Annotated in this window: 19 protein-coding genes and 1 other RNA gene; 8 read left to right on the forward strand and 12 right to left on the reverse strand. The window is 48.7% G+C overall.

Annotation, left to right across the window (positions count from 1 at the left end; all coding sequences use genetic code 11):
• Nucleotides 1-594, reverse strand: coding sequence for a nucleotide exchange factor GrpE (grpE, locus tag GXP72_RS17515; RefSeq protein WP_023308880.1), 594 nt, complete (start codon nucleotides 592-594; stop codon nucleotides 1-3).
• A 122-nt stretch (nucleotides 595-716) separates the two neighbouring features.
• Here grpE and nadK point away from each other — a divergent pair, with 122 nt between their 5' ends.
• The 3 genes from nadK to bamE all read left to right on the forward strand — a co-directional run bounded on the left by nadK (nucleotide 717) and on the right by bamE (nucleotide 3,819).
• A complete protein-coding gene (gene nadK, locus GXP72_RS17520; protein ID WP_008502500.1) occupies nucleotides 717-1,595 on the forward strand; it encodes an NAD(+) kinase in 879 nt (292 codons plus the stop codon).
• A gap of 85 nt (nucleotides 1,596-1,680) precedes the next feature.
• Nucleotides 1,681-3,342 carry a DNA repair protein RecN gene (recN, locus tag GXP72_RS17525; RefSeq protein WP_208763183.1) on the forward strand — a complete coding sequence of 554 codons (1,662 nt, stop codon included), beginning with the start codon at nucleotides 1,681-1,683 and terminating at the stop codon, nucleotides 3,340-3,342.
• Nucleotides 3,343-3,480: 138 nt separating this feature from the next.
• Nucleotides 3,481-3,819: an outer membrane protein assembly factor BamE gene (bamE, locus tag GXP72_RS17530; RefSeq protein WP_023308883.1), complete on the forward strand. Its 339-nt coding sequence runs from the start codon at nucleotides 3,481-3,483 to the stop codon at nucleotides 3,817-3,819.
• Between the two features lie 103 nt (nucleotides 3,820-3,922).
• Here bamE and GXP72_RS17535 read toward each other — a convergent pair whose 3' ends face one another.
• Together GXP72_RS17535 and GXP72_RS17540 are read right to left on the reverse strand one after the other, a co-directional pair.
• Nucleotides 3,923-4,210 (reverse strand): RnfH family protein, encoded by a 288-nt coding sequence (locus tag GXP72_RS17535; protein ID WP_023308884.1) that lies wholly within the window; start codon nucleotides 4,208-4,210, stop codon nucleotides 3,923-3,925.
• Nucleotides 4,200-4,637 (reverse strand): type II toxin-antitoxin system RatA family toxin, encoded by a 438-nt coding sequence (locus GXP72_RS17540; RefSeq protein WP_024908332.1) that lies wholly within the window; start codon nucleotides 4,635-4,637, stop codon nucleotides 4,200-4,202. The genes GXP72_RS17535 and GXP72_RS17540 overlap by 11 nt, the downstream gene beginning before the upstream one ends.
• A gap of 156 nt (nucleotides 4,638-4,793) precedes the next feature.
• Between GXP72_RS17540 and smpB the strand changes: the two genes are divergently transcribed.
• From smpB to GXP72_RS17565, 5 genes are all read left to right on the forward strand, one after another.
• A complete protein-coding gene (gene smpB, locus GXP72_RS17545) occupies nucleotides 4,794-5,276 on the forward strand; it encodes an SsrA-binding protein SmpB (protein WP_008502505.1) in 483 nt (160 codons plus the stop codon).
• Between the two features lie 89 nt (nucleotides 5,277-5,365).
• Nucleotides 5,366-5,729: a transfer-messenger RNA gene (ssrA, locus tag GXP72_RS17550) on the forward strand.
• A gap of 167 nt (nucleotides 5,730-5,896) precedes the next feature.
• Nucleotides 5,897-6,817: a hypothetical protein gene (locus GXP72_RS17555; protein ID WP_208763184.1), complete on the forward strand. Its 921-nt coding sequence runs from the start codon at nucleotides 5,897-5,899 to the stop codon at nucleotides 6,815-6,817.
• A 261-nt stretch (nucleotides 6,818-7,078) separates the two neighbouring features.
• Nucleotides 7,079-7,318: a DinI family protein gene (locus GXP72_RS17560; RefSeq protein WP_139507332.1), complete on the forward strand. Its 240-nt coding sequence runs from the start codon at nucleotides 7,079-7,081 to the stop codon at nucleotides 7,316-7,318.
• 228 nt (nucleotides 7,319-7,546) lie between these two features.
• Nucleotides 7,547-8,230, forward strand: a complete 684-nt coding sequence (locus tag GXP72_RS17565; RefSeq protein WP_208763185.1) for an SOS response-associated peptidase — start codon at nucleotides 7,547-7,549, stop codon at nucleotides 8,228-8,230.
• Here GXP72_RS17565 and GXP72_RS17570 read toward each other — a convergent pair.
• The 9 genes from GXP72_RS17570 to GXP72_RS17610 form a co-directional block, all read right to left on the reverse strand.
• On the reverse strand, nucleotides 8,223-9,278 hold the full coding sequence (locus GXP72_RS17570) for a hypothetical protein (RefSeq protein ID WP_208763186.1): 1,056 nt from the start codon (nucleotides 9,276-9,278) through the stop codon (nucleotides 8,223-8,225). The two genes, GXP72_RS17565 and GXP72_RS17570, sit on opposite strands and share 8 nt — an antisense overlap.
• Nucleotides 9,279-9,338: 60 nt before the next feature.
• A complete protein-coding gene (locus GXP72_RS17575; protein ID WP_208763187.1) occupies nucleotides 9,339-10,613 on the reverse strand; it encodes a Y-family DNA polymerase in 1,275 nt (424 codons plus the stop codon).
• A gap of 2 nt (nucleotides 10,614-10,615) precedes the next feature.
• Nucleotides 10,616-11,035 (reverse strand): translesion error-prone DNA polymerase V autoproteolytic subunit, encoded by a 420-nt coding sequence (locus tag GXP72_RS17580; protein WP_020884462.1) that lies wholly within the window; start codon nucleotides 11,033-11,035, stop codon nucleotides 10,616-10,618.
• Nucleotides 11,036-11,254: 219 nt separating this feature from the next.
• Complete coding sequence (locus GXP72_RS17585) at nucleotides 11,255-11,656, reverse strand: tail fiber domain-containing protein (protein ID WP_208763188.1); 402 nt, start codon at nucleotides 11,654-11,656, stop codon at nucleotides 11,255-11,257.
• 159 nt (nucleotides 11,657-11,815) lie between these two features.
• On the reverse strand, nucleotides 11,816-12,304 hold the full coding sequence (locus GXP72_RS17590) for a DUF1441 family protein (protein ID WP_208763189.1): 489 nt from the start codon (nucleotides 12,302-12,304) through the stop codon (nucleotides 11,816-11,818).
• Nucleotides 12,305-12,576: 272 nt separating this feature from the next.
• Complete coding sequence (locus GXP72_RS17595; RefSeq protein ID WP_208763190.1) at nucleotides 12,577-12,819, reverse strand: hypothetical protein; 243 nt, start codon at nucleotides 12,817-12,819, stop codon at nucleotides 12,577-12,579.
• A 187-nt stretch (nucleotides 12,820-13,006) separates the two neighbouring features.
• Nucleotides 13,007-13,525: a hypothetical protein gene (locus GXP72_RS17600; protein WP_208763191.1), complete on the reverse strand. Its 519-nt coding sequence runs from the start codon at nucleotides 13,523-13,525 to the stop codon at nucleotides 13,007-13,009.
• Entirely contained in the window at nucleotides 13,522-14,058 is a 537-nt protein-coding gene (locus GXP72_RS17605; RefSeq protein WP_208763192.1) for a lysozyme, read from the reverse strand. The genes GXP72_RS17600 and GXP72_RS17605 overlap by 4 nt, the downstream gene beginning before the upstream one ends.
• Nucleotides 14,058-14,360, reverse strand: coding sequence for a hypothetical protein (locus GXP72_RS17610; RefSeq protein ID WP_048338962.1), 303 nt, complete (start codon nucleotides 14,358-14,360; stop codon nucleotides 14,058-14,060). The genes GXP72_RS17605 and GXP72_RS17610 overlap by 1 nt, the downstream gene beginning before the upstream one ends.
• Between the last annotated feature and the right edge of the window lie 519 nt (nucleotides 14,361-14,879).

Below are 14,879 nucleotides of genomic sequence, written 5' to 3' on the forward strand. Positions count from 1 at the left end.
TTACGCTTTCGCTTTCGCCACGGTCACCATCGCCGCGCGAATGGTACGGCCGTTCAGGGTGTAACCTTTCTGCATTACGCCCAGTACTTTACCGGCTTCCACCTCTTCGGACTCCACCATCGCAATCGCCTGGTGAACGTTTGGATCCAGCGGAACGTCGGTATCGGCAATCACTTCCACGCCAAACTTACGCACCACGTCGAGCATGGATTTCAGCGTCAGTTCGATACCTTCGATCATTGCGGCGTTGTCCGGATTCGCTTTGTCAGCCACTTCCAGCGCACGATCGAGGCTATCGATCACCGGCAGCAGTTCGTTGACGAATTTCTCCAGCGCAAATTTATGCGCCTTCTCAACGTCCTGCTCGGTACGGCGACGCAGGTTTTCCATCTCCGCCTTGATGCGCAGAACACCATCGCGTTCGCGATTCTGTGCTTCTACCAGTTGGGCTTCCAGATTCGCAATTTTTTCATCGCGCGGGTCCACCTGCTCAGCAGATGCGTCTGGCTCTACAGCCTCAACTTCATCGTGCTGTTCCGTGATAATTTCTTCAGGGGCTTGCCCCTCAGGCGTTTTCTGTTCTTTACTACTCATGAATTTCTCCGCGTTTTTCTGCATTCATCTCGCTAACTTCGCTTATTATGGGGATCAGTTTCCGGGATTCAAGGGAACAAGACAGATTGTCATCATTCATCAGGCACAAGGACCTCCAGAAAATGAATAATCATTTCAGGTGTATTGGGATCGTCGGGCACCCGCGTCACCCTACCGCACTAACGACACATGAAATGTTGTATCGCTGGTTGTGTAGCAAAGGCTATGAAGTGATGGTCGAGCAGCAGATTGCTCAGGAGCTGCAGCTGAAGAGCGTCAAAACCGGCACGCTGGCGGAAATAGGCCAACAGGCCGATCTCGCCGTGGTGGTGGGCGGCGACGGCAACATGCTCGGCGCGGCCCGCACGCTGGCGCGCTATGACATTAAGGTCATCGGCATCAACCGTGGCAATCTCGGCTTTTTAACCGACCTTGACCCGGACAATGCACAGCAGCAGCTGGCCGACGTGCTGGAAGGCCACTATATCAGTGAAAAACGCTTTTTACTGGAAGCGCAGGTGTGCCAGCAGGACTGCCAGAAGCGCATCAGCACCGCGATTAACGAGGTGGTCCTTCACCCCGGTAAAGTGGCGCACATGATCGAGTTCGAAGTCTATATCGACGAAATCTTTGCCTTCTCCCAGCGTTCTGACGGGCTGATTATCTCCACCCCGACCGGCTCAACCGCCTACTCGCTTTCTGCCGGCGGCCCGATCCTGACGCCCTCGCTGGATGCCATTACCCTGGTGCCAATGTTCCCGCACACGCTCTCCGCCCGTCCGCTGGTCATCAACGGCGACAGCACGATCCGTCTGCGCTTCTCGCACCGCCGTAACGACCTGGAGATCAGCTGCGACAGTCAGATAGCGCTGCCGATCCAGGAAGGTGAAGATGTGCTTATTCGCCGGTGTGATTACCACCTGAATCTGATTCATCCGAAAGATTACAGCTATTTCAACACATTAAGCTCGAAGCTTGGCTGGTCAAAAAAATTGTTCTGATTCTGCATCCAGTACTTTACTGTATAAAAAACCAGTTTATACTGTATGAAAACACAGTTATGGTTTTTCATACAGGAAAACAATTATGCTGGCACAACTGACCATCAGCAACTTTGCCATTGTTCGTGAGCTTGAGATCGATTTCCACAGCGGCATGACGGCGATCACCGGGGAAACCGGTGCAGGTAAATCCATTGCCATTGATGCCCTCGGCTTGTGCCTTGGCGGCCGCGCAGAGGGCGACATGGTGCGCATGGGCGCAAACCGTGCCGATCTGTGCGCCCGTTTCTCCCTGAAAGACACCCCTGCCGCCCAGCGCTGGCTGGAGCAGAACCAGCTCGAAGATGGACGTGAGTGTTTACTCCGCCGCGTCATTAGCAGCGACGGTCGTTCCCGCGGTTTTATCAACGGCACGGCGGTCCCCCTTTCCCAGCTCCGTGAACTCGGCCAGTTGCTTATCCAGATCCACGGTCAACATGCGCATCAGCAACTCGTCAAACCCGAACAGCAGAAAGCGCTGCTGGATGGCTATGCGGGTGAGTACGCGCTTACTCAGCTTATGGCGGAACACTATCGCCAGTGGCATCAAAGCTGCAGCGAGCTCGCCCAGCACCAGCAGCAAAGCCAGGAGCGCGCCGCACGTGCGGAGCTGCTGGCGTACCAGCTTAAAGAGCTGAGCGAATTCAACCCACAGCCGGGTGAGTTTGAGCAAATCGACGAAGAGTACAAACGCCTGGCGAACAGCGGTCACCTGCTCTCAACCAGCCAGAATGCGCTTAACCTGCTGGCGGATGGCGAAGACGTGAACCTGCAAGGACAGCTGTATAACATCCGCCAGCTGATTACCGAACTGGTCGGCATGGACAGCAAACTTTCAGGCGTCCTGGATATGCTGGAAGAAGCGGCTATTCAGATCTCCGAAGCCAGTGACGAACTGCGCCACTACTGTGAACGTCTGGATCTCGACCCGAACCGTCTGTTTGAGCTGGAGCAGCGTATCTCCCGTCAGATTTCACTGGCGCGCAAGCACCACGTCACGCCGGAAGAGCTGCCGGGCTACTATCAGTCTCTCCTGGAAGAGCAGCAGCAGCTTGACGATCAGGCTGACTCGCAGGAAACCCTCTCTCTGGCGGTGAACCTGCACCATGAACAGGCGCTGGCGACGGCGCAAAAGCTGCATGAAATCCGTCAGCATTACGCCCAGGAGCTAAGCCAGCACATCACCGACAGCATGCACACGCTGGCGATGCCGCACGGTGTATTCACCATTGATGTCCGCTTTGAAGAGAACCACCTGACGGCGGAAGGTGCGGACCGCATCGAGTTCCGCGTCACTACCAACCCAGGGCAGCCGCTGCAGGCGATCTCCAAAGTGGCCTCCGGCGGTGAACTGTCGCGTATTGCGCTGGCGATTCAGGTGATTACCGCCCGTAAAATGGACACCCCGGCGCTGATTTTCGATGAAGTGGATGTCGGCATCAGCGGCCCAACGGCGGCGGTGGTGGGTAAACTGCTGCGCCAGCTCGGCGAATCAACGCAGGTGATGTGTGTCACCCACCTGCCGCAGGTCGCGGGCTGTGGTCATCATCACTTTATCGTCAGTAAAGAAACCGACGGTGAAATGACCGAAACGCACATGAAGCCACTGGATAAACGTGCGCGCCTGCAGGAGCTGGCACGCCTGCTCGGCGGCAGCGAAGTCACGCGTAACACGCTCGCGAACGCGAAAGAACTGCTGGCGGCATAAACTTTTTCGGGATCTCAGGGTCATACAGAACAACAAAAACGCCGCCAGACCGGTTTCAAAGTGGGGCAAGGTCTATTATCATCGGCATATTACATATGAGCCGCGTTCTGCTCGGGCCCGAAAAGGAATCAAATCACTATGCGTTGTAAAATGCTGACCGCTGCCGCTGCGGTTCTTCTGATGTTGACCGCAGGCTGTTCCACTCTGGAGAAAGTGGTTTACCGTCCTGACATCAACCAGGGGAACTACCTTACCCCTAACGATGTGTCCAAAATCCGTGTGGGGATGACACAACAGCAGGTCGCTTATACACTGGGAACCCCGATGATGTCCGATCCGTTCGGCACTAACACCTGGTTCTATGTATTCCGTCAGAAGCCGGGCCACGAAGATGCGACCCAGCAGACCCTGACGCTGACCTTCAGCAGCGCCGGTGTGTTGACCAACATCGACAACAAGCCTGCCCTGACCAAATAATCAGAAGTCAGAAATGCAAAAAGGTGCTCATTGAGCACCTTTTTTGTATTTCTTTTATCCCCTCGCCCCTTTGGGGAGAGGGTCAGGGTGAGGGGAAAACACGCTACTTACCCGCCTTCTCCGCACGCTGACGACGCAGCTCTTTCGGGTCGGCAATCAGCGGACGATAAATCTCCACCCGATCGCCCTCTTTCAGCACATCACCCAGCTTCACCGGACGGCTGTAAATCCCGACCTTATTTTTCGCCAGGTCGATATCGCTGCGAAGCTCAAGGATGCCGGACGCGCGGATAGCCGCCTCAACGGTTGCCCCCTCTTCCAGCGTCACGCGCTGCAGGTACTGCTTCTCCGGCAGCGCGTACACCACTTCTACAGCAATCTTATGCGACACTGTAAACCTCTTTGGCGCGGGTGGTGAACGCCTGAACCATATTGGAAGCCAGCTCTTTAAAGATGCGGCCAAACGCCAGCTCAATCAGCTTATTGGTAAATTCAAAGTCCAGCTGGAACTCAATGCGGCAGGCGTCAGCGCTCAGCGGCGTAAACTTCCAGCCCCCCATCAGGGTTTTAAACGGACCATCCACCAGATGCATCAAAATACTTTGATTGCTGGTCAGCGTATTGCGGGTGGTGAACGTCTTGCTGATCCCCGCTTTGGAGACGTCCACCGCCGCGGTCATCTGCGTCGGGCCGGACTCCAGAACGCGGCTCCCGGTGCATCCCGGAATAAATTCAGGATAAGACTGAACATCGTTCACTAACTGATACATTTGTTCCGCGCTGTAAGGCACAAGCGCAGTACGGCTAATCTGAGGCATAGCATTTCCCATGGTCACACAACGGACAAATAATAACATTTATCACCTGTTAAAAAAACGCTAAGCCTCATCTCGTGCTAAGATAGCGCGTTAGACCTCACAGGACGCAATGAGGTGACTTTTTGAAATCAGATTACCGACGGCTTTACGACACTTATGACGAAGAAAAAAGCACATAAACCAGGCTCGGCGACCATTGCGCTCAACAAGCGTGCTCGCCACGAGTATTTCATTGAAGAAGAATTCGAAGCTGGCCTTGCGTTGCAGGGCTGGGAAGTAAAATCGCTGCGCGCCGGGAAAGCCAACATCGGCGATAGCTACGTGATCCTGAAAGATGGCGAAGCCTTCCTGTTCGGCGCGAACTTTACGCCGCTGACCGTCGCCTCTTCACACTACGTGTGTGACCCTACGCGAACCCGTAAGCTGCTGCTGAACAAGCGTGAGCTGGAATCCCTCTACGGACGCATCAACCGTGAAGGTTTCACCGTGGTCGCCCTGTCGCTGTACTGGAAAAACGCCTGGTGCAAAGTGAAAGTTGGCGTCGCGAAGGGTAAAAAACAGCACGACAAACGTACAGACCTGAAAGAGCGTGAGTGGCAGCTCGACAAAGCGCGCATCATGAAAAACGCAGGACGTTGATTCTGCACACTTATTGTACTATTCAATAAGTTAGCGTTCCGGGCTGGTATCCAGGAAGTGAAATCTGGTATACTTAGTTCAACACTATTGGGGCTGATTCTGGATTCGACGGGATTTGCGAAACCCAAGGTGCATGCCGAGGGGCGGTTTGCCTCGTTAAAAGCCGCAAAAAAATAGTCGCAAACGACGAAAACTACGCTTTAGCAGCTTAATAACCTGCTCTGAGCCCTCTCTCCCTAGCTTCCGCTCTTAAGACGGGGATCAAAGAGAGGTCAAACCCAAAAGAGATCGCGTGGAAGCCCTGCCTGGGGTTGAAGCGTTAAAACTAATCAGGCTAGTTCGTTAGTGGCGTGTCTGTCCGCAGCTGGCGTGCGAATGTAAAGACAAACTAAGCATGTAGTACCGAGGATGTAGAAATTTCGGACGCGGGTTCAACTCCCGCCAGCTCCACCAATCATGATTGGACAGTGCCAGGACAGCACTAGTAAAAACAGGAAGTTAGCAGTCTCGGCAGGACACCGACCAGACGGTGATGAGACAAAAAAGGATACGCAAAGGAGCCGCGGCTCTTTAGTTACACAGAAGCCCGCTAACGCGGGCTTTTTTATGGGATAAGACATATGAATCAACTGCAAGAAATCATTCAGATTCTTAGTTCTGGTGATGAAGGCACGACTAATGCTCTCATAAAAACGAAGATCCTGCTCTTCTCTATAGGGAAAAAGGAGCTTGCGGCATGGGTAAACCATGAAATTAATGGCTATCCTGATTCAGTTACCCTTCCCGATTATAGAATTGTTGGCGCAAGAATTCTTGCAGACCTGAACAATAGCGTTCGTCTTTACAGTGCTTATCCGTTACCTATTGGTTATCTAAATGAAGATGACTATGACGACGCTACAACCAGTGAAGTCCGGATTTCTATCAGTCAAATTGAAGACTTGGTAACCAACGCCGGTGATAGCAAAACTCTTCAGCAGCCAATTCCTTTGGATTTAGCGTTGGTTAAATATTGCAAAGGTATCGATAAAGGCTATGAGTTAACACGCTGTTATAAAGAAATTGCACTACATAACTTCACTTCCATATTAACTCAGGTCAGATCACGTCTGCTGGATTTCATACTTGAGCTTTCTGATCAAGTTTCTGAAATTTCTGACGAAAAAAACATGACAGAAAAACTTAAAAATATCGATACGTCTTCATTGTTCAATAACTCAATCTTTGGCGACAATACCGTCATAAACTTCGGAAATGAAAACTCATTCTCCGTAAGTAACAACGTCGTAAAAAACGACATTGAGTCATTAAGAGAGTATCTCTCAACTCAGGGATTCTCTAAATCAGATGTTGACGATTTAGAAATTGCTATTGATGAAGATGGCCCAATAGCTAACAAACGTGGGGAATATGGACAATCTGTTAGTAAATGGCTGGCCAATATTGCGAGTAAAGCTGCTAATGGGACTTTGGGAATAGGAATAGCTGCTGCAACTCAGGTAGCAATCGCGGCTCTGAAAAAATACTACAACCTACCATAACTGACATGGGGTGTCGGGGGGCGGAGGTTCAAATCCTCTCGTGCCGACCAAAAACACATTGAAAACCAGCCTCTTATGGCTGGTTTTTTTATTGATATTTTTATACGGGGAAACATTGGGGAAAAACAGGGGAATAATTGCCCGTACTTTCTGTTCAATCGGACGAAAAAATCCCATCCTTTAAATCGTTTTACTCGCCTTGACACTGTATATTTTTACAGTAAAAATATAACCTCCTCTAAACAGATTAAGGAGACTGTTATGTTTGTTGAGTTGGTTTACGATAAGCGAAATGTCCAAGGCTTGGATGGAGCCAGAGAAATTATTCTGGCTGAGCTAACGAGGCGAGTTCATCACATATTCCCTGATGCTGAAGTGAAGGTTAAACCTATGCAGGCTAACGGATTGAATAGTGATGCCAGCAAAAGCGACCGTGAAAAGTTGAACCGTATGCTGGAGGAAATGTTTGAAGAGTCTGATATGTGGCTTACAAATGAATGAATTAACCTAATGTCATCACAGCAACCCCGGACCCACTACCGGGTCAGATTTTCTGTTTACACTATTTTCGAAACTTTGCGTAGATCCTTCCAGTTTCGCAATGCATCGCTTTACCATCTCGCTGACTTCCTTCATTATGACCCTGTTTCAAAATCATAAAGTTTCGGTGCGCACCTGTTTTTTCTCCCTGCCTTATACTTTCAGTTATAACTTTGACTGGAGGTTTCTATGTGTGGACGCTTTTCTCAAGCACAAACCCGTGAAGAGTATCTGGCTTATCTCGTCGACGAAGGCGATCGTGACATCGCATATGACCCAGAGCCGATTGGACGGTACAACGTCGCGCCCGGCACTAAGGTTCTGCTGCTGAGCGAACGCGACGAGAAACTGCATCTTGATCCTGTCCTGTGGTCTTACGCGCCCGGGTGGTGGGATAAAGCACCATTGATAAACGCACGCGTCGAGACGGCTGCCACCAGCAGGATGTTCAAGCCTCTCTGGCAGCATGGCCGGGCAATCTGCTTTGCTGATGGATGGTTCGAGTGGAAGAAGGAAGTCGACAAGAAGCAGCCATATTTCATTCACCGGGCAGACGGTCAGCCCATCTTTATGGCAGCGATCGGCAGCACACCATTTGAGCGTGGAGACGATGCTGAAGGTTTTCTCATCGTGACGTCTGCAGCTGATAAAGGTCTGGTCGATATTCACGATCGACGGCCACTGGTTCTGTCACCGGAAGCAGCTCGCGAGTGGATGCGTGAGGATATAGGCGGGAAAGAAGCTGAAGAGATAGCAGTCGTCGGCGCAGTGCCTTCCGACAAGTTTATATGGCACGCAGTGTCACATGCCATTGGTAATCCAAAAAATCAAAGTCAAAATTTGATAGGTCCTATCAATCATGATTCTAATTAGACTTTTCTTTATCTTTTTCTTCTTTTTTGTTTACTGCATTTATCAAATCAGAAATGCTAGAAATTGTGTCTTTAGCAAAAGATGCCTCTTTACTTTCAATAACCGACACGTCGGGCCATATCAAATCCTTGCTTAATAACGCTATTGTTTTTTCATAAGAATTTCTAATATCACTTGCATTATCACCTTCCTTTGATTCAATTGAATAGACTATCAAAAACCTATCAAAGAAAGATTTTATTTTAAGCAAATAGACTGAATTATCAGTGAAGTTTTTGTATTGCTTTAAAAACCAAGCACTTAAAAACTCTATAAATAGAAATAAGAAAGAGCAAGATAATATCCCATACAAGTATTCTTTCCTAAATCCATAGTATAGAAACATAGCCTGCCAAATCAATATAGACAGCAAGTAATAACCAATACCGAACTTAGTGTACGATACACCTCGCTGAAGTAACAATGAAGCTTTTTCATCTGCGGCATTCGCTTTTTGCTCTAATGTTGTAATTGTTTGCTTTAAGATGCTCTCTACATTATCACGTTTTTCTTGCGTTCTGTTTTTGGCCCCTTTCAGTTTCACGGCTAATTCTGTAGTTATTTTTTTCAAATCAGCATATGATTTACCGTCAATTTTTCCATCGCTTGTAAATTCCGTATATTTATAATCAACATCCACGAAATCTTTTTTCTTGGAATTATTTGAAAGCGAAACGGTCCTTCTCAGTAAATAATAAGCACCAAGAACCATCATTAATGCGCCAAGCATTGACGGCCAATAATAACCGAAAAGAAATGAAAGTGAAACCCCTGCAATATTCGCATAAATAAAACCAGCACCGCTATAAATCACTAATGTTGAAATGAAATATGCATCAAGTTTTTTTTTGCGTTTTGCTTGTGCTACTGACTCATCCAAATTTTCAACTTTAGATATATTTTCGTTTTTTAGTTCATCACAATTTGAACCCCCAACATCCTTCAACTCTTTATTCAAACCCGAAACTCCAGGCATCGAATTACTTTCATCCTTTAATGATTCACTCATTTTTTTCCCGATAATATAAGATAGAAGATTTTTAAATTATACCCGAACAAAAAGAAAAAATTAACGGATTTGTACCTTTAAAACATCTGATATCCGTGTGGTGTATCGCGGTGACAACATTTCACGCTTCATCTGCCATTGCTGCTGAATGCCCTGCCCTGCGAAATACAGTGTCCCTCTGCCGTCTCTGGCATTGAGTTGATCCAGAACCTCCATCAGTTTATCACTACCAGCCCGCGGCGCGTTCTCATCGAACAGGTTGAGCTGGGCCACCCCCTGGCTGAAAAAATCCCCAAGCATGATTCCTGCCTTCTGGTATCGGTGGCCATCCTTCCAGATTTTGTCCAGGCACTTTACAGCTGCGTTAATGATGTCTCGGGAATCTTGTGTTGGGGTAAGAAGCTTCATTGACGCGCTATTACCGTAATACGGCTCGTTAAGCGCAAAGGGAGAGGTTTTCACGAATGCAGAAATAAAGCGGCAATACTGATGCTCACCACGAAGCTTTTCGGCGCCACGTGCCGCATAGCTGCAAATAGCCTGGCGCATCTGTTCGTACTCGGTGACGCGTTCGCCGAACGACCGACTACAGACGATTTCCTGCTTTGCCGGCGCAAACTCCTCCAGTTCAAGACAAGGCTCGCCGCGCAACTCTCGAACCGTTCGCTCGAGTACCACGTTAAAGTGTTTACGGATAATCCAGGTGCTTTGTTCTGAGAGGTCCAGAGCCGTTTTTATGCCCATAGCGTTCAGCTTCTTACTGATGCGCCTGCCGACGCCCCATACGTCCTCAACGGGTACCATGGTAAGGAGTCGGCGCTGGCGATCGATATTGGACAAATCAACCACCCCGCCAGTCTGGCGCTGCCATTTCTTGGCGGCGTGGTTTGCCAGCTTTGCCAGTGTTTTGGTCTGAGCAATCCCAACCCCGACGGTGAGGTGAGTCCGCTTCAGAACTGTCGCGCGGATCTCTTTGCCGAAGTCAGTCAGGTCCCGGCAGTTCCTAACGCCTGTCAGGTCGCAAAAAGCTTCGTCAATGCTGTAAATTTCGACGCGAGGGCTCATTTCCTCCAGCGTCGTCATTACCCGGTTCGACATGTCAGCGTAAAGCTCGTAATTGCTGCTGAAGCAAACAACGCCAGCGCGCCGGAATAAATCCTTTTGCTTAAAGAAAGGCTCGCCCATGGTAATTCCAGCGGCCTTGGCCTCAGCGCTGCGCGCGATCACACAGCCGTCATTGTTCGACAGGACGACTACCGGGCGCCCTCTCAGATCTGGCCTGAACACCGTCTCGCATGATGCATAGAATGAATTCACATCACAGAGAGCAAACATATTCAGCTCGCAGATTTAACGATGAAAGTTACGACGCCGAAAACGTCCAGCGTGTCTTCGCTGCCAACAACAATCGGGCTGTAGGCGCTGTTCATAGGATTTAGTTGCACGGTCGGGCGCAGCTGCAGGCGTTTAACAGTGAACTCCCCTTCCACCGCAGCGATGACAATGTCACCATGCTCAGCAGTCCTAGAGCTGTCCACCACCAGCAGGTCACCGTCACTGATCCCGGCTTCGATCATAGAATCACCCGCGGCTTTGACGAAATACGTTGAACTCGGGTGGGCGACAAGCAACTCATTGAGATCGATGCGCTGTTCAACATAATCAGCCGCGGGGCTTGGGAAACCACACTGCACTAAGTCACTGAAAAGCGGGAGAGCGATAATTTCTCTCAGTTCTGTTGGCCTGATGAATTCCATATTGCATACCTTAAATACTGCTTTTATATACAGTAGTTTCATTTAGGTATGCATGCAAGACAGAGGACCTATCCTGACTGTTTAAAGCTTCGCCGTTTCGTTTCTAAGTTTCTATGTCGCTTCGAATTATGTCTTTTGTAAATTTTTTTGGCTATGTACCCATGTGAACAGATTTCTGTCGCCCCCCATTCTTACATACCATTTGTGGTTGTTTTCTCATTATGAACGCCCAAAACTATTTTTTAGCTCAGCAAGTTCTTTCTGAGTCTCTTCCAGCTGCTTAATGGTGTACTGGAGCGCCAGCATCGTATCAAGCAAAAGCACATTGGTATCGAGTGCCAGCGTGCTTGTATCGTCGAAGTAGTTTGGAATCTCCTTCACATATTCTTCATCAATCTCCCGGATGTCCTGGGCGATCACCCCACGTCGGATACGCCCTTCCGTATCATCCTTATAGATAAAGTTACATGGCAGGAATTTTTTTACATTCTCATAGGACTGTAAGCCGTCGTTGAATTGGATATCATCCTTTAGCGCTCTGTCTGATATTGCGGATTTTGTGAAAGAATAGGAACCGCCCTGGTTCCCGGATCCGTTGCAGACTAAGTCACCTGTAGACATTGAGAATATCCAGATTCTGGCACCGTAATCACCGTTATTTGCCGCCTGCATCAATACAGTCTGAGGCCATGAAGCATTACCAGTTCCAACAGCGCCAAGGCCCGTAGTTAGTTCGAAGCCAGAACCATTATTATATCCGTTTGTATGCCCGCTTTGCCATCAGTCCTCCTCAGGCTCTTCCTCCTCTTTTTCAGCGTCCTGCACCCTCTCCGCCATCTGGTCGCGCAGATCATCGATAACGCTTTGCACACGAACTACCGCAGCAGGCGTTAGAGCACAGTCGCGCTCGAGCACATCCGGGAGGGTTTCAAGTACCATGACGACGGCTTTCGCCATCAATGAGAATTCTCGCGCCACTTCATCTGCAGGTATTAACTGCCCCGTATCCTGTTCGAACTTCAGCCTCTCATTCTCTGCTTTCCAGTGGGACAGCCTGTCAGAGGGGGGCAGATCATCGATGTTGGCCGAAACGGTAGGGATCATCAATTCGGTCAGAATGTCGGTCACCAGATAGAGCTTTAACTTGCTGTTGCTGCCTGGAGCAGGTTCAACATTTTTCAGTCTCGCGGCAACCGTCTGACGGTGTACGCCGGTTATCCCTGCCAGCTGGTTGATATTGAGTTTTAAAGTGGCAATTTCCTGGTCCATGATGGTGAACACTTTTTGACCAATTCGACATCTTGCGAAAATGGCCTCTAATTAAATCAAAGACCTGCGCACATGATGATGATGGCCCTGGATCCGAAAAACTAGCCGTTTCCCGCGAGCGCGCCGCCCCGTGGTAGGCCTCCCTTCCGGGAGGACCCAACAGATGATAATGCTTTACATTTCAATGCGAGAGGTTTTCAGAAAGGGGTGAAGGTCACCACCATTGATGATGGCTATTTCATTATGATGTTAGTGGTAAAATTTCAAATATCTCAGATTCCTATCAAGAGTAATTCAGCATTAATTTTATAAACACCATTACTGTCTTTTATTCTCCATTTAATATCATTAGCATGATGTTTTCCTTTATTTTGAAAAGTCAAACTATCAGGATCTGTCTTCGAATACCCCTCCAAGATTCCGTAATCCATATTCTTAATGCCACTGTATTGAAACATCTTCCCCATAAAGAGGGGAACTTCGTTTTTGTCAACGATATCGTAAAGAGTTCGCATTTGGTTATCCTATTTATTGATATGTGGATATAGGATATCAAGTAGTGAGAAAATCTCATAGAGGTTGACCGTGCTCGTTTCACTTTTACTGAGTTGATTGATACCGACAATTCGCTATCCAGCTCTAATTTAGAGTGTGTGTTAAAATCTTTTTCAGCACATTTAATTATCTTAAGGGAAATTATTTTTATTTTGTCCTTTCAACCTCTATCTGCCTTATGGCAGCAAATTTATTGTTGCCCTTTTCTATTATTGCCAACAGCGGTTTAATCCACAAAACCGCCTGGCAGTACGTCATTGAACTGGCGGCAGCGGAACGATCATTGGCTGAGTCAGTTCTGTCGGTATCGGGGTGCAATGCGCTGGAACGTAAACGGTACGCGTATTCGAGCACCCCACCAGCAATGTCAGCAGGAACAGGCAGATCACAGGTTTTTTCACGGCGGAGAATCTCCCGGTATTCAATTACGGTTTCTTCGGTGCTGGTGTCTATCAGGGAGTTAAGCCTGTTGGCATGTTCGGCTACCTGATTGAACCGATTAAATTTGAATGCCTGCGTAGCGATCACCTGCCCCTGCAAAGTGTTGTCACTTCTAAGAACGTCGTTATCACTCTGCAGGCTGCTGGCGTCTGAACAACTTTTAACGAGTGCGACAGACAGACCTGCAATAACTACGACTAGGAAAGGGAAGAGATTAATTTTCACTGGTCTATCCCCCAGCAGGTCAGTGCGCTTTCCTGATCCCGGCGTACAACCTGACCATAGCAGCCATTCTTCTGGCCTTTAGTCAGGCGGCAGTCGCGACCACCGTCTCTAATCCACCAGCGAATCGCCTCGCATGCCCCGTGGCGGTCACCGGCATTGATGCGCTTGTAGAACGTAGAAGGGAAGCATTTACCCGGCCCGAGGTTGTACGGGCAGAAAGATGCGATCCCCGCCTTCTGCGGTTCGGTAAGCGGTACCGTAATATTACGGTTAACCCACGCCAGAGCCTTATTGCGTTCGATGGCGTTCACCTGATTGCATTTCGCCTGTGTCAATTTCATGCCCTGCACAACCGGTTTACCATCAACCATCGTGGCGCCGCGGCAAATAGTCCAGATACCACCGCCATCTTTGTACGCCGTGAGGCTGTTACCCTCTTTCTCATTCAGAAACTGATCGAGAATGACGGATGCCGGCGCACCAGCGAGAACCAATCCCAGAACAGTAGCACTCAATTTTGCTCTGGTTCCCATCACTCACCTTCCTTTTGTAATGCCTCTACGACCACGCTTGCAGCTGCAGGACGTTCGTGAAGCGGTTTGTCACCAACGCCTTTCAGGTAGTCATTGACCATTTTTGTTCGCTTCTCATCCTCTTTACGCCTGCGGTGTGCATCTACACGCCCGTTGATGTAGGAGGCAAGCGAGATAAGCAAACCAGCAGCGCCAAAGAACATGAACACCAGATCCTGAGTGGTAAATCCAATGGCAGAAGCCAGAGCTGCTACCCACGCAAAGAATTGCGTGAAGATGTTCCCTGAATCATTCATTTTCATGGTCTCTCACCTCGCTTATTGCGGGTGCTGTTACTAGAAATAAAAAAGGCCGCCAAACGGCAACCTTGGGATATTTGATACTTTCCGGAGCTTTTTTCTCCTTAGGAGTGCAATAAATTAAACAATCCTTAAGAAGAGCTAACCAATGAAAAAATAATTAACTTTTCAAATAGTTTTTAGATGTTACCATTTGCACTAAGTCATGACTTTACCTCTTTGTGGATAAAAGAAAGACAAGCGGGCATGGGATGGTGTTATTATTGCGGAGAGGAGTGATGTCGTTCTCCGCACTTTTTTGTGCTCAAGTGGGTGAAGAAAAGACTATCTGTCGTTAAAATAGTGCCATAAACAGGAGCGTACATTACCCCCTCTTATAATCTCAACTCCTCTAGAATAATTTGCGAGAGAATACAACACACTTTCTAAGCGGCTAATTAGTTAACTCATTCACTGCTGATTATATTCAAAGTATTATCCATAGATAATAAGCGTAAAACTAATAGGCTCACTAGATTTTTG

Source organism: Enterobacter sp. SES19 (genome assembly GCF_011765665.1).
GTDB lineage: Bacteria > Pseudomonadota > Gammaproteobacteria > Enterobacterales > Enterobacteriaceae > Enterobacter > Enterobacter pseudoroggenkampii.

Bases quoted from the DNA above. Each gene is read 5' to 3' on its own strand.
- GXP72_RS17565 (WP_208763185.1), top strand. From the start codon at position 7,547: ATGTGTGGACGCTTTTCTCAAGCACAAACCCGTGAAGAGTATCTGGCT.
- grpE (WP_023308880.1), bottom strand. From the start codon at position 594: ATGAGTAGTAAAGAACAGAAAACGCCTGAGGGGCAAGCCCCTGAAGAA.
- GXP72_RS17595 (WP_208763190.1), bottom strand. From the start codon at position 12,819: ATGCGAACTCTTTACGATATCGTTGACAAAAACGAAGTTCCCCTCTTT.
- GXP72_RS17570 (WP_208763186.1), bottom strand. From the start codon at position 9,278: ATGAGTGAATCATTAAAGGATGAAAGTAATTCGATGCCTGGAGTTTCG.
- GXP72_RS17580 (WP_020884462.1), bottom strand. From the start codon at position 11,035: ATGGAATTCATCAGGCCAACAGAACTGAGAGAAATTATCGCTCTCCCG.
- GXP72_RS17540 (WP_024908332.1), bottom strand. From the start codon at position 4,637: ATGCCTCAGATTAGCCGTACTGCGCTTGTGCCTTACAGCGCGGAACAA.
- nadK (WP_008502500.1), top strand. From the start codon at position 717: ATGAATAATCATTTCAGGTGTATTGGGATCGTCGGGCACCCGCGTCAC.
- GXP72_RS17610 (WP_048338962.1), bottom strand. From the start codon at position 14,360: ATGAAAATGAATGATTCAGGGAACATCTTCACGCAATTCTTTGCGTGG.
- GXP72_RS17575 (WP_208763187.1), bottom strand. From the start codon at position 10,613: ATGTTTGCTCTCTGTGATGTGAATTCATTCTATGCATCATGCGAGACG.
- GXP72_RS17585 (WP_208763188.1), bottom strand. From the start codon at position 11,656: ATGTCTACAGGTGACTTAGTCTGCAACGGATCCGGGAACCAGGGCGGT.
- GXP72_RS17605 (WP_208763192.1), bottom strand. From the start codon at position 14,058: ATGGGAACCAGAGCAAAATTGAGTGCTACTGTTCTGGGATTGGTTCTC.
- GXP72_RS17560 (WP_139507332.1), top strand. From the start codon at position 7,079: ATGTTTGTTGAGTTGGTTTACGATAAGCGAAATGTCCAAGGCTTGGAT.
- bamE (WP_023308883.1), top strand. From the start codon at position 3,481: ATGCGTTGTAAAATGCTGACCGCTGCCGCTGCGGTTCTTCTGATGTTG.
- smpB (WP_008502505.1), top strand. From the start codon at position 4,794: ATGACGAAGAAAAAAGCACATAAACCAGGCTCGGCGACCATTGCGCTC.
- GXP72_RS17590 (WP_208763189.1), bottom strand. From the start codon at position 12,304: ATGGACCAGGAAATTGCCACTTTAAAACTCAATATCAACCAGCTGGCA.
- GXP72_RS17555 (WP_208763184.1), top strand. From the start codon at position 5,897: ATGAATCAACTGCAAGAAATCATTCAGATTCTTAGTTCTGGTGATGAA.
- recN (WP_208763183.1), top strand. From the start codon at position 1,681: ATGCTGGCACAACTGACCATCAGCAACTTTGCCATTGTTCGTGAGCTT.